The sequence below is a fragment of the Pseudomonas sp. GW821-FHT01C01 genome, from assembly GCF_059422645.1.
The window spans coordinates 16,130-28,374 of sequence record NZ_JBWKXF010000031.1; the positions used below are offsets into that span (position 1 = coordinate 16,130).

General features: G+C 61.0%; 10 protein-coding genes. All 10 read right to left on the reverse strand.

The window, feature by feature from the left end:
• Nucleotides 1-41: 41 nt before the first annotated feature.
• The 10 genes from fis to gcbA all read right to left on the reverse strand — a co-directional run bounded on the left by fis (nucleotide 42) and on the right by gcbA (nucleotide 12,090).
• On the reverse strand, nucleotides 42-362 hold the full coding sequence (gene fis, locus AC07XF_RS18635) for a DNA-binding transcriptional regulator Fis (protein ID WP_007907419.1): 321 nt from the start codon (nucleotides 360-362) through the stop codon (nucleotides 42-44).
• On the reverse strand, nucleotides 359-1,369 hold the full coding sequence (gene dusB, locus AC07XF_RS18640; protein WP_495027598.1) for a tRNA dihydrouridine synthase DusB: 1,011 nt from the start codon (nucleotides 1,367-1,369) through the stop codon (nucleotides 359-361). Before dusB ends, fis begins: the two co-directional genes overlap by 4 nt.
• A gap of 184 nt (nucleotides 1,370-1,553) precedes the next feature.
• Nucleotides 1,554-2,807 carry a DUF3426 domain-containing protein gene (locus AC07XF_RS18645; RefSeq protein ID WP_495027599.1) on the reverse strand — a complete coding sequence of 418 codons (1,254 nt, stop codon included), beginning with the start codon at nucleotides 2,805-2,807 and terminating at the stop codon, nucleotides 1,554-1,556.
• Nucleotides 2,808-2,837: 30 nt separating this feature from the next.
• Nucleotides 2,838-3,716, reverse strand: a complete 879-nt coding sequence (gene prmA / locus AC07XF_RS18650) for a 50S ribosomal protein L11 methyltransferase (protein ID WP_495027600.1) — start codon at nucleotides 3,714-3,716, stop codon at nucleotides 2,838-2,840.
• 306 nt (nucleotides 3,717-4,022) lie between these two features.
• The gene (accC, locus tag AC07XF_RS18655) at nucleotides 4,023-5,381 is read right to left on the reverse strand and encodes an acetyl-CoA carboxylase biotin carboxylase subunit (protein WP_429366255.1); all 1,359 of its coding nucleotides are present in this window, start codon (nucleotides 5,379-5,381) and stop codon (nucleotides 4,023-4,025) included.
• Between the two features lie 17 nt (nucleotides 5,382-5,398).
• Nucleotides 5,399-5,863, reverse strand: coding sequence for an acetyl-CoA carboxylase biotin carboxyl carrier protein (gene accB, locus AC07XF_RS18660; RefSeq protein WP_495027601.1), 465 nt, complete (start codon nucleotides 5,861-5,863; stop codon nucleotides 5,399-5,401).
• A gap of 48 nt (nucleotides 5,864-5,911) precedes the next feature.
• Nucleotides 5,912-6,364 carry a type II 3-dehydroquinate dehydratase gene (gene aroQ, locus AC07XF_RS18665; RefSeq protein WP_020797556.1) on the reverse strand — a complete coding sequence of 151 codons (453 nt, stop codon included), beginning with the start codon at nucleotides 6,362-6,364 and terminating at the stop codon, nucleotides 5,912-5,914.
• A 132-nt stretch (nucleotides 6,365-6,496) separates the two neighbouring features.
• Nucleotides 6,497-8,242, reverse strand: a complete 1,746-nt coding sequence (locus AC07XF_RS18670; protein ID WP_495027602.1) for a protein-disulfide reductase DsbD — start codon at nucleotides 8,240-8,242, stop codon at nucleotides 6,497-6,499.
• 178 nt (nucleotides 8,243-8,420) lie between these two features.
• Nucleotides 8,421-10,367 (reverse strand): methyl-accepting chemotaxis protein, encoded by a 1,947-nt coding sequence (locus AC07XF_RS18675; RefSeq protein ID WP_495027603.1) that lies wholly within the window; start codon nucleotides 10,365-10,367, stop codon nucleotides 8,421-8,423.
• Between the two features lie 52 nt (nucleotides 10,368-10,419).
• Entirely contained in the window at nucleotides 10,420-12,090 is a 1,671-nt protein-coding gene (gene gcbA, locus AC07XF_RS18680) for a diguanylate cyclase GcbA (RefSeq protein ID WP_495027604.1), read from the reverse strand.
• Nucleotides 12,091-12,245: the final 155 nt, after the last annotated feature.

A 12,245-nucleotide genomic window follows, 5' to 3' on the forward strand; every position in this document is an offset into this window, starting at 1 on the left:
GACCGGTTTTACGCGGGCGCCTTTCTGGTTTGATTGAATGCTTACAGCAAATCGTATTGCTTGAGTTTCTTGCGCAGCGTGCCCCGGTTCAGCCCGAGCAGCTCGCTGGCCTTGGTCTGGTTGCCCTTGACGTAGTTCATCACGCACTCGAGCAGGGGAGCCTCGACTTCGGAGAGCACCAGGTTGTACACATCCGTGACGGCAGCGCCCTCAAGGTGGGCGAAATAATTGTGCAGCGCCTTCTCGACACTCCCGCGAAGGGTCTGGCCTTCTTCGCTCGGTGTATTGAGGTGCTGTTTCAAATTCACGTTGTCGCTCACGGGTGTTGTTCCACTCACTAAAGTCTCGGTCATCATCGTCATGCGGCCACCCACTCTCCGTCCCCTGTCAGGCTCTTGTAACGTTCGGCGAAAAACGCCTGAACGTTGGCGCATTGTGTATCCGTACCATCCAAACGATTGAAGTGGGCGCGAAACTCCCTGGCGCCCGGCAGGGTTGCGAGATACCAGCCCACATGCTTTCGAGCAATGCGCACACCCATGACATCGCCATAGAAGGCGTGCAGGGCTGCAAGATGCTCTAGCAGAATGCGTTCCACCTCGATCAGTTCCAGCGCCGGGAGCTTCTCTCCGGTACGCAGGAAGTGCTCGATCTCGCGAAAAATCCACGGCCGCCCCTGGGCGGCCCGGCCAATCAACAGGCCATCGGCACCGGTCGCGTCAAGCACGTACCGGGCTTTTTCCGGCGAATCGATATCGCCGTTGGCGAAGACCGGAATCGACACCGCCTGCTTGATCGCGGCAATGGTGTCGTACTCGGCTTCACCGGTGTACAGGTCGGCACGGGTGCGGCCATGTACCGCCAGCGCCGTAATGCCTGCCTGCTCGGCGATCTTCGCCACCGTCAGGCCGTTCTTGTTGTCCCGGTCCCAGCCGGTCCGGATCTTCAGGGTAACCGGCACATCGACCGCAGCCACAACGGCCTGCAGGATCTCGGTTACCAGGGCTTCATCCTTCAACAGGGCGGACCCGGCAGCCTTGTTGCAGACCTTCTTTGCCGGACAGCCCATGTTGATATCAATAATCTGCGCGCCCATTTCAACGTTGGCGCGGGCAGCGTCCGCCAGCATCTGCGCGTCCCCACCGGCGATCTGCACCGAGCGTGGCTCGGGATCACCTTCGTGGATCATGCGCATGCGCGACTTGCGGGTGTTCCACAGGCTCATGTCGCTGATGACCATTTCCGAGACTACTAGTCCCGCGCCCAAGCGCTTGCACAGCTGACGAAAGGGCTGGTCGGTGACACCCGCCATAGGGGCGAGGATCAAGCTGTTATGTAATGTGTATGGACCGATGCGTACCGCCGACATAGGACTTCCCTGTTGTGGGGCCGGATCATTAGAGTTCGAAAAAGGGTTGGCATGATACCCGCTCTCGATGACTGGATAAAGGCTGAATTGAACAAAATCTGAACAGTTATTCTGTTATTACCCGTGGTTTGGTTTGCCAGGGGGAGTCGCAAAGCCGACGTTAATCCGGGAGCGATCAAGCGTTTCACTCCGGAGAGTGAAAGCTCAGACTGTAGTTCACGGCCTTGGCGCCAGGGTCGAGAATGTCCAGAGCGATGTGGATCGGCGTTTGCGGAGGCATTTCCGCCATGCCTTCGAGATCGCCATTGAGGTACTCGCCGGGTTTGAAGCGGCGACTGGCGATCAGGTGGCCATTGAGGTCGGCAAAGCGCAGTTCCAGCAGCGGGAAGGGCTGGGAGAAGGTCGCGCGGTTATAGATGATCGCATCGACCACCAGTGCGCCGTTGAACTCCGGATGGCTGCGCACCACCAGGTTGCTGCTCTTGATTTTTGCGATGTCGACCTTGGAGGGCACAGTGCAGCCGATTTGCGGGCACAACTGCTGGAACCACGGGCGATATTGATCCTGTCGCGCCAGTTCGTCGAAATGGTAGGCGATGTACTGGCCGGCGAGGGCGCCAGCGGCAATCAGCACCAGTAGCAACCACAACAGCCGTCTGCCCCAGGGCGAGCGGCGTTTTTGCCAGTCCAGCTGCAGCGGGTCGTCGGTCAGGTCTTGCAGTACTTCGGCACGCACGCCCGGTTCACTGCGTTCGCGTCGGCTGCGCAGCGGTTCGATCGAGGGCAGGTTATCGTCAGTTTCGTTCTCGTCGGTGGCCGACAAGCGTTCGTGGCTCAGTGGCGCATCGAGAGGGTCGTGCAGGCGCAATTGGGGTGGTTGCGGCTCGTCGTCCAGATCAACCGGTTCCAGAGACAGCGAAGGTTCGGTGCGTGAGGCTTTGTTCGGTTCGGGTGTCGGCTCTGGCGTTTCAAGGCTGTCGAGCGGTTCGTCGATTGGCACGCGATCGGTCGCCGATGCACTGAACAGGCTTTCGGACCACGGCTCCTCGTCGTCCTGCCCGGCACTATCGCGACGGGCACTCAGCGAGTCGTCGCGATGTCGGCCGAGCTCGGTGGTCGGCTGGATTTCCCGCTGTTCGAGTCGGGCGAGTTCTTCGTCGAGGTCGAGGCTGTCCAGGTCCAGTTCGGCAGCGCTCCATTGCTTTTGGCTGATGGCGCGCGGCTGCGATGGCTCGACGGGCTCCGCAGGTTCCACAGGCGGGAGCGGCGTCGCTACCGGTGGTTCCTTGCCGGCCTGCTCAAGCAACTGCTTGGCGGCATTGAACACCTGCAGGCAGGAGCCGCAACGAACCACCCCACGAGCCACGCTCAACTGGGCATGGCTGACGCGGAAGCTGGTTTGGCAATGCGGGCACTGAGTGACGAAGCTATCGGTCATGCGGCGATCCGGATTATGCAGGCAGCCATTCTAGCGCCGACGGCCAGTGATGCGCACCCAGCCATCGCGATTGGCGATCGGGTCCAGGTCGAAGTCCTTGGCGTAAGCAGCGGCGACTTCATTGCCTTGCTCGGCGAGGATGCCCGACAGCGCCAGGCGACCGCCCGACTTGACCAGGCCGGACAGCTGCGGTGCCAGGGAAACCAGCGGGCCGGCGAGAATGTTGGCCACCAGTACGTCGGCCTGCACCTGCGGCAAGTCTTCCGGCAGGTACAGCGGGAACAGGTGTTCGGCGATGTTGTTGCGCCCGGCGTTGTCGCGAGAGGCTTCCAGCGCCTGCACGTCGATGTCGGTGCCCACGGCCTCCCTGGCGCCCAGCAACAGCGCGGCAATCGCCAGAATCCCCGAGCCGCAGCCGAAGTCCAGCACGTTGCAGCCTTTCAGGTCCTGGCCGTCAAGCCATTCCAGGCACAGCGCGGTGGTCGGGTGGGTGCCGGTACCGAATGCCAGGCCCGGGTCCAGCAGCAAATTCACGGCATCAGGTTCCGGCGCGGCGTGCCAGCTTGGCACGATCCACAGGCGCTGGCCGAAACGCATTGGCTGGAAATTGTCCATCCAGCTGCGTTCCCAGTCCTGGTCTTCGATCACTTCGCTGTGGTGTTCAGGCAGCGGGCTGCCGGTCAGCAGCTCCAGATGGGCCAGTACCGGGCCGGGCTCGGTGCCACCTTCGAACAGGGCCAGCAGGTGAGTGTGGGACCACAGCGGCGTGGTGTTGAGTTCCGGCTCGAAGATTGGCTGATCTTCGGCGTCCATGAAGGTCACCGACACGGCGCCCACTTCAAGGAAAGCGTCTTCATAGGTTTCGGCTTGTTCTGGGCTGATGGCGAGACGTACTTGCAGCCAAGGCATGGCGGGCACCTTTGAAAAATGTTGATTGCAGCCTAGCGGGCTGCGAGAAGCGCGCAAGTTTACGCGAGCGCGGAGGTTTTGTGGGAGTGGCTCGCTGTGATGCCGCTTGTAGCAGCTGGCGAAGCCTGCGTTCGGCTGCGCAGCAGTCGTGAATCAGATTGATGCGGTGTGTCAGGAAAGCCGTGCTTTCTGGTTTTACGGCTGCTGCGCAGCCGAACGCAGGCTTCGCCAGCTGCTACAAAGGTTGTTGCAATGCGCAGATACAACAAAGCCGCCCGAAGGCGGCTTTGTTGATCAGGCTGAAGCTTAGTGCTTCTCGCCAGCCAGCTTGTGCTCGAGGTAGTGAATGTTCACGCCCCCTTTGCAGAAGCCTTCATCGCGGGTCAGGTCGCGGTGCAGCGGGATGTTGGTCTTGATCCCGTCGACCACGATTTCGTCCAGCGCATTGCGCATGCGCGCCATGGCTTCGTCGCGGGTTGCGCCGTAGGTGATCAGCTTGCCGATCAACGAGTCGTAGTTCGGCGGAACGGCATAGCCACTGTACAGGTGCGAGTCGACGCGAACGCCGTTGCCGCCTGGAGCGTGGAAATGCTTGACCGTGCCCGGGCTCGGCATGAAGGTTTTCGGATCTTCGGCGTTGATCCGGCATTCCAGCGCGTGACCGCGGATGACCACGTCATCCTGGGTGAACGACAGCTTGTTGCCGGCGGCGATGCTGAGCATCTCCTTGACGATGTCGATGCCGGTGACCATTTCCGAAACCGGGTGCTCTACCTGGACACGAGTGTTCATCTCGATGAAGTAGAAGCGACCGTTTTCGTACAGGAACTCGAAAGTACCTGCGCCACGGTAGCCGATATCGATGCAAGCCTTGACGCAGCGTGCGAGTACTTCCTCACGTGCGTTCTCGTCGATGCCCGGTGCCGGCGCTTCTTCAAGAACCTTCTGGTGACGGCGCTGCAGCGAGCAGTCGCGGTCGCCCAGATGGATGGCGTGGCCCTGACCGTCGGAAAGCACCTGAACTTCCACGTGACGTGGGTTGGTCAGGAATTTTTCCAGATAAACCATCGGGTTGCCGAACGCTGCGCCCGCTTCGGAGCGGGTCAGTTTCGCCGAGGAAATCAGGTCTTCTTCTTTATGCACAACGCGCATGCCGCGACCACCGCCGCCGCCAGCGGCCTTGATGATCACTGGGTAACCGACTTCGCGACCGATGCGCAGAGCGGTTTCTTCGTCTTCCGGCAGCGGGCCGTCAGAGCCCGGAACGGTCGGTACGCCAGCAGCGATCATGGCGTGCTTGGCCGATACCTTGTCGCCCATCAGGCGAATGGTTTCGGCTTTCGGGCCAATGAACGCGAAGCCGGATTTCTCGACCTGTTCGGCGAAGTCGGCGTTTTCCGCAAGGAAACCGTAACCAGGGTGAATGGCGGTGGCGCCAGTCACTTCGGCCGCGGCGATGATTGCCGGAATGTGCAGGTAGGAGTGAGCGGCCGATGCCGGACCGATGCAGACGGATTCGTCTGCCAGGCCCAGGTGCATCAGTTCCTTGTCAGCCTTGGAGTAAACGGCGACGGTCTTGATACCCATCTCTTTGCAGGCGCGCAGGATCCGCAGGGCGATCTCACCGCGGTTGGCGATCAGAACTTTTTCCAACTTCGCAGTCATCAAAGGCTCTCCGCGGTTCAAACGATGGTGAACAGCGGTTGGTCATACTCAACCGGCTGGCCGTCTTCAACGAGGATGGATTCGATCACACCGCTGGTTTCAGCTTCGATGTGGTTCATCATCTTCATGGCTTCAACGATGCACAGGGTGTCGCCTTTCTTCACGGTCTGGCCGACTTCCACGAAGGACGGCGAGGTTGGCGAAGATTTGCGATAGAACGTACCGACCATCGGCGAACGGGCAACGGTGCCGTTCAGTGCTGGAGCGGCGGCGACAGCAGGTGCGGCAGCGGCAGCCGGAGCGGCGGCAGCGACAGGCGCGGCAACCGGAGCAGGCATTGGAGCCGGCGCGTAGTACTGCTGAGCCGGGGTCTTGCTATGACGGCTGATGCGTACGGACTCTTCGCCTTCCTTGATCTCGAGCTCGTCGATGCCGGACTCTTCCAGCAATTCGATCAGTTTCTTAACTTTACGGATATCCATGAATCATCAACTCCCAAGGGTCGGTCAGGGGCGTTTAACGCTTGTTGTTCAAGCTGTTGCCGGTCTTTCAAGCTGTTCTAGGGCAGCCTCCAGGGCCAGTCGGTAACCGCTGGCGCCAAGGCCGCAGATCACTCCCACCGCTACGTCGGAGAAGTAAGAGTGATGGCGGAAAGGTTCGCGTTTGTGCACGTTAGACAAATGCACTTCGATGAATGGGATGCTCACCGCCAGCAGCGCGTCACGTAATGCGACACTTGTATGTGTAAAAGCTGCCGGGTTGATCAGAATGAAGTCCACGCCTTCACTGCGGGCAGCGTGGATGCGGTCGATCAATTCGTACTCGGCATTGCTTTGCAGGTGCAGCAAATGGTGGCCGGCTTCACGGGCACGGCGTTCCAGGTCCTGGTTGATCTGCGCCAGTGTCGTAGCGCCATAGGTACCCGGTTCGCGGGTGCCGAGCAAGTTCAGGTTGGGTCCGTGCAGAACCAGTAGGGTCGCCATCGGCTGTTCCTTTGTTATCCGTGTGCAGTTGTCAGAACCCGGCGACTATGCCGCAAAGCCTTTGTGACTGTCCAGTTCTCTGCAATAGGCAGCACGATGACCGATGTTTGCGCGAAATATATGACTGCTTGATTAAATGTGGTCATTCGCCCTGGTAACACGTTCGGCGAAGTCTTTGGCGTTGATCTCGCCGATCACCCGCACATCGGCACGTTCGACGCCGTCCTTGCCGAAAAACATCAGGGCCGGTGGACCGAACAACCGGTAACGGTCGAGCAGGGCGCGTTGCTCGGCATTGCTGGCGGTGATGTCGAAGCGGATCAGCCGGTAACCCTTGAGGCGTTCGACAACGACCGGGTCGTCCAGTACCTCATGCTCGATGACCTTGCAGCTGATGCACCAGTCGGCGTACCAGTCGAGCAGCAGCGGTGTACCGGATGATCGTGCGTCGGCGAGTGCGCGATCCAGATCGGCCGGAGTACTGACGGTTTGCCAGGCACTGGTGTTTTGCGCAGCTCCGCTGTTGTCAACGATACGGGGCTGGCCAATTGGGTTGAGCGGGTCGGTCTGGCCGCTGAAGGCTCCATACCAGCAGGCCAGCGCGTAAAACAGCAAAAACATGCCGAGCAATTGGCCCAGGCGTTTGCGCGGTGGTTTATAGACGAATTCCAGCGCCCCCATGAACAAGCCGACGCCGCCGGCCAGCAAACCGATCAGCAGCAAGGTGACCTGACCTGGCAGGACGCGGCTGAGCAGTCCGACGGCCAGCCCGAGCAACAACACCCCAATCGCGTTTTTCACGTAGACCAGCCACGGACCGCTTTTCGGCAGCCAGGCTGCGCCACCGGTGGCCACCAGCAACAGCGGAGCACCCATGCCGAGACCGAGCATGAACAGTTTCAGGCCGCCGCCCAGCGCATCGCCACTGGCGCTGATGTACAGCAGCGCACCGGCCAATGGCGCCGAAACACAGGGTGAAACCAGCAAGCTGGAGACCACGCCCAACACCGCGGCGCCCCACAGTGAACCGCCTTTGGTACGACCGGCGATGCGGTCCAGGCGACTGCTGATGGCGTGCGGCAACTTGAGTTCGAATACGCCGAACATTGCCAATGCAAACACGGCGAAAAACATCGCGAACGGCACCAGCACCCAGGCCGATTGCAGCCGCGCCTGTAGATTGAGCTGGGCACCGAACAAGCCCATCAGCGCACCGAGCAGGGCAAAGCAGGCCGCCATCGGCAGCACATAGGCCAGCGACAGATTGAAACCGCGCCAGCCGCCGACCTGGCCGCGCAGCACCACGCCGGACAGGATCGGCAGCATGGGCAGCACGCATGGCGTGAACGTCAGGCCCAGGCCGGCGAGGAAGAACAACGCCAGTTCGCGCCAGCTCCATTGATAAGCCGTCGCCGGAGTGCCGCTGCCGTCGATGCTCAGGCGCTCGGTTTCCGGCGGATAGCACAAGCCTTTGTCGGCGCAACCCTGATAGGTCACGGCCAGGGTGAAGGTGCGTTGATCGGTACGCGGCAACTCGACGTCGAGAATGCCGTGGTAGACCTCGACGTCGCCGAAGTATTCATCGTGCTTTTTCTGGCCGTCGGGCAGTTTTGCCGCGCCGAGGACAACATCGGCTGGATCGGCGCGAAACTGAAAACGGTGGCGGTAGAGGTAATAACCTTCGGTGGCGACGAAGCGCAGCTTGATCGATTGCGGTGTGCTTTCCACCAGGCTCAGCTGGAAAGCTTCGCGCACTGGCAGGAAGTCGGCGCTGTTGTTGATCGAGCCCAGGGTCGAGCTTGGACGATTTTCCAACAAGCCGGTGGCGCTGACCGGCAGGGCGAACACTAAAAACAGCAGGCAGAGCAAACGGCGCATGACGATCTCGCGTATCGGAATTGGGGGGATGATAGCGGACAGTGGGCCGGTGTACAGGGGGGAGTCTTGCGGTGGGTTTTCTGACGCTTTCGCGAGCAAGCCCGCTCCCACAGGTGACCGCGTTCTTTCATGGACGTGCGGTTAAATGTGGGAGCGGGCTTGCTCGCGAAACGGTGTGTCAGACGCGGAAGGCTTGAACGGCGGTGTGCAATCGCCCGCCCAGCACCAGCAGGTGTTCTCCCTGCTCACGCCCTTCACCAATACGCAGCAAGTTATCCCCGCCCAACTGGTGAATTCGCTCACTGTGGTCACGGATCTCGCTGACAGCGCCGCTTTGCTGGGCGGTGACATCGGCGATGCGCACTGCCGTGTCGGAAATGGTCTGGATCGCCCCGACGATTTTATCCAGTGCGCCATCGGCGGCCTGGGCCTGGTTGGCCGTGGCTTCGGCGTGTTCGACCTGGGCGCGCATGCCTTCCACCGATTGCCGGGCGGCGGTTTGCAGTCCGGCGATCAACGTCTGGATCTCTGCCGTGGCCCCGGCGGTACGTTGCGCCAGTGAGCGGACCTCTTCCGCCACCACCGCAAAGCCTCGTCCCATTTCCCCGGCACGAGCCGCTTCAATGGCGGCGTTCAAGGCCAGTAGATTGGTCTGGTCGGCAATCGAACGGATCACCGTCAACACACCGCCGATGGTGGCCGACTCTTCGGCCAGGTGTTCGATCATTTGCGCATTGCCCTGCACTTCATCCACCAGCGCATGCAGGCCGGTGAGGCTCAGGCCGATGACTTTCTGTCCGTGCTCTACGGCCAGGCCGGCGTGGCGGCTGGCATCGGCGGCCTGGCTGGCATCGCCGGCAACTTGTTGAATGGTCGCTTCCAGTTCGCTGAGGGAGTCGCGGATCAGCGCCGTGTCGCCGGCCTGATGTTCTGCACCGTCATGTAAATCGTTGCTCAGGTCGGCCAGGGTGCGGCTGCTGCCGGCCACCTGTTCGGCGTTGCGGCGAATGGTTCCCACCAGATCCACCAGATAAGCGCGCAAGCGGTTGAGCGACGCTTCAATGTCATGCAATTCGCGGTTGGTGGCGCCCAATTGAATGTCGCGGCTGAAATCGCCTTCTGCCCAGGTCGACAGGGCCGGGGCGAGGTTGGTCAGGGTTCGGGCCAGTTTGCGTTGCAGGGTGTCGATCAGCAGGGCGATCAACAGAATCAAGCCGATCATCACGCCTTGCATCAGTCGCACTTCACCCTGGATCTGCCCGTGCTGGGCGCGCACCACCGGCTCCAGCCCGGCAATGGCCTGTTGCACGTCGGCGATTTTCACGTGAGTCGCGGTGCTCAGGTCAGCGCGTTTGCCGATTTGATCGCGAGTGCGCGCGAGCTCGGCCGGGTAGCGGGTGAGCAGGCTGTTGAGTTCGCGCTTGAGGCCGACGCCGGCATCTTCGGCGACGGTTTTTTCCTTGTTCTCAAGGCCCATCATCGAGGCGAAGTCATCGGTGTTCGATTCGCTGCTGGTGGTCACGCCCAGCAAGGGCAGGGCGTCGAGTTTCTCGGCCTGGGTGCGGATGTTGGCGACTTCGCGTTCGACATCGGCGGCCAGTTCACTGCGGCCGCTGCTGACCAGTTTGTCCCGCGCCAGCGACAATTTTCCCAGGTGCTGCGACGCAGTGAGCAACGGCGTCAGGTAGGCCGCGTTACCACTAGCGTACTGGCTGAGCTGATCGAGGCTGGCACCCAGTTCGCGCTCGGCCTGCAGCAGCAGTGCCTGTGGATCGCCTGCCAGTTTGCCGGCGGCCAGCAGGTCGGTTTTGCTGAATTCTTCAAGGGTCGACAGGCTGGGGCGCAAAGTATCGGCCAAGGCCGGTGGCAATTCGCCGAGTTCTTTTTGCAGGTTGTCGATGCCCTGGGCGGCACTGCTCAGGCGCAGGGCATCGCCGCTGCCAAGGTAATCCTCGATGCTGCGGGCGACTTCATTCTGAAATTGCTGCGACAGGCCCAGGTAGCGCTCCATTAATAGATACGGACGCTCAAGGGCTTTCTGCGACCACCACAGCGTCGCGCCGAGGGCCACGCACACGGCCACCAGAAGGAGGGTATTGAGATTGGTCAGCAGCTTCAGGCGCATTACGGACTACCAACGGCGGAAATGGTAAGTGCCTGAAGTTATTGCGTTTCTGTTACAGGGTTATGACCGAATGGGTCGATTGCGATGAAAAAATGGCACTTTGCTTTGACGTCAGTGCCGCCTGGACGCGGTTGCGTCCGGCGCCTTTGGCACGATACAGCGCCTCGTCTGCCTGACTGGCCATCAACAGACTGTCAGAGTCTTCGCACAGCTCGACCACCCCGGCGCTGAAAGTGCACCACAGATCCTGCGGCTGGGCGGGGTAGTGGATTTCCGCAAAGCGCTGACGGATTTCATCGAGTACGTTGTAGGCCGCTTCGATATCGGTGTCCGGCATGACGATGGCGAACTCTTCGCCACCGTAGCGGCCGATGAAGTCGGTTTTGCGCAGGCGTTGCTTGAGAAACAGCGCCAGGCTCTTGATCACCCGGTCGCCCATGGGGTGGCCGTGGCTGTCATTGACCCGTTTGAAATGGTCGATGTCGAGCATGGCAAAGCTCAGCGGCTTGCTTTCGCGGCGGGCGCGGAACGAACAGTCTTCAAGCAATTGCAGGATATGCGTGTGGTTGTACAGGCCGGTGAGGCTGTCGCGGACCATCCGTGCCTTGAGGTTGCGGGCTCGCGCCGCACGGTTGCGCACGGTGGTGATCAGGTGCCGGGGCTTGATCGGTTTGGTCAGGAAGTCATCGCCGCCCTCGCTCATGGCGTCGAGCTGCTTGTCCAGATCGTCTTCGGCCGACAGGTAAATGATCGGCACGCTGACATAGCGGTCGTTGTGACGGATCACCTTGGCCAATTCCGTACCGGTGCAGGCTGGCATGTACATGTCGAGGATAATCAGGTCCGGCTGGAAGTCTGCCAGTTCGGCCATGGCCTGGATCGGCTCGATCAACGTCCGGGTGACGATCCCGGCGCTGTTGAGCAGGCGCTCGGTGTGCAGGGCCTGGGCACGGGAGTCGTCGATGATCAGTACTTTATAAGGCTCGTACTGGGCGACGCAGGTCAGGACTTCGATCTTCTCCAGCAGGCTCGACGCTTCAAGGGTGCCGGTGAGGAACTCCTGGCCGCCGGCGCGCACGGCGGCGAGGCGGGTCGGGGTGTCGGTTTCGTGCAGGCTGAAGAACAGCAGCGGCAAGCGATGATCCAGGCCTTCCTGGGCTTCGGCGGCCAGTTTCAGGCCGACACCGGGGCCGCTGAAATCCACGTCCATGACAATCGCCGCCGGCAAGCGCTCAACCATCGATGAGCGAAACGCGTCTACGCTGTCCAGGGACTGGGCGCTGAGCCCGAAGAATTCCAGTTGCTTGGCCAGGCGCTCGGCACGGTCGTGATCCTGCAGCATTACGTAGATCGGCTTGCGCAGCGGTGGCAGGAAGGTCTGGTCGAGCTGATCGCCATGGCGCAGGCCAGTGCGCGACAGGCGTTGCATCAAGCGATTGAGGTCGGTGATCAGGCCGCTGCTCAGGCGTCCGCGATTGGCGTCGACAGCCTCCAGGGACTGACCGATGTGGTGGGCCAGTTGCGTGTGTTCCGGTTGCTCGAAACGCTCGGCGAAACGCAGCAGGCGCAGATTGGCCTCGCTCAGTTCCGAAAGGTCGGCGGTGGACCACTCACTGCGTTGCAGGCGCTGCCATATCTCAAGAATCTGACGAGCCTGATGAATTACCCGCTGGGCAAAGTGGTGCTTGAGGCGCTCGCGGCTGGGGTCTTCTGGCTCGGTCATATCCTGACTACTAGTTAGGGTGCACACTGAGGTCGACTGGTGGCTCTATGCTAGCACCACTTTTCCATTACATGAGTGCTGTACGTCAATAATCTGCAATGTGAGTTAATTCAGTTTGTGACTGATCGGTCCGGTTCTGGCCTTTGAAGTCGTGC

Excerpts from the sequence above, each read along its gene's own strand:
- fis (WP_007907419.1), bottom strand. The coding sequence starts at position 362 with ATGACGATGATGACCGAGACTTTAGTGAGTGGAACAACACCCGTGAGC.
- dusB (WP_495027598.1), bottom strand. The coding sequence starts at position 1,369 with ATGTCGGCGGTACGCATCGGTCCATACACATTACATAACAGCTTGATC.
- AC07XF_RS18645 (WP_495027599.1), bottom strand. The coding sequence starts at position 2,807 with ATGACCGATAGCTTCGTCACTCAGTGCCCGCATTGCCAAACCAGCTTC.
- prmA (WP_495027600.1), bottom strand. The coding sequence starts at position 3,716 with ATGCCTTGGCTGCAAGTACGTCTCGCCATCAGCCCAGAACAAGCCGAA.
- accC (WP_429366255.1), bottom strand. The coding sequence starts at position 5,381 with ATGACTGCGAAGTTGGAAAAAGTTCTGATCGCCAACCGCGGTGAGATC.
- accB (WP_495027601.1), bottom strand. The coding sequence starts at position 5,863 with ATGGATATCCGTAAAGTTAAGAAACTGATCGAATTGCTGGAAGAGTCC.
- aroQ (WP_020797556.1), bottom strand. The coding sequence starts at position 6,364 with ATGGCGACCCTACTGGTTCTGCACGGACCCAACCTGAACTTGCTCGGC.
- AC07XF_RS18670 (WP_495027602.1), bottom strand. The coding sequence starts at position 8,242 with ATGCGCCGTTTGCTCTGCCTGCTGTTTTTAGTGTTCGCCCTGCCGGTC.
- AC07XF_RS18675 (WP_495027603.1), bottom strand. The coding sequence starts at position 10,367 with ATGCGCCTGAAGCTGCTGACCAATCTCAATACCCTCCTTCTGGTGGCC.
- gcbA (WP_495027604.1), bottom strand. The coding sequence starts at position 12,090 with ATGACCGAGCCAGAAGACCCCAGCCGCGAGCGCCTCAAGCACCACTTT.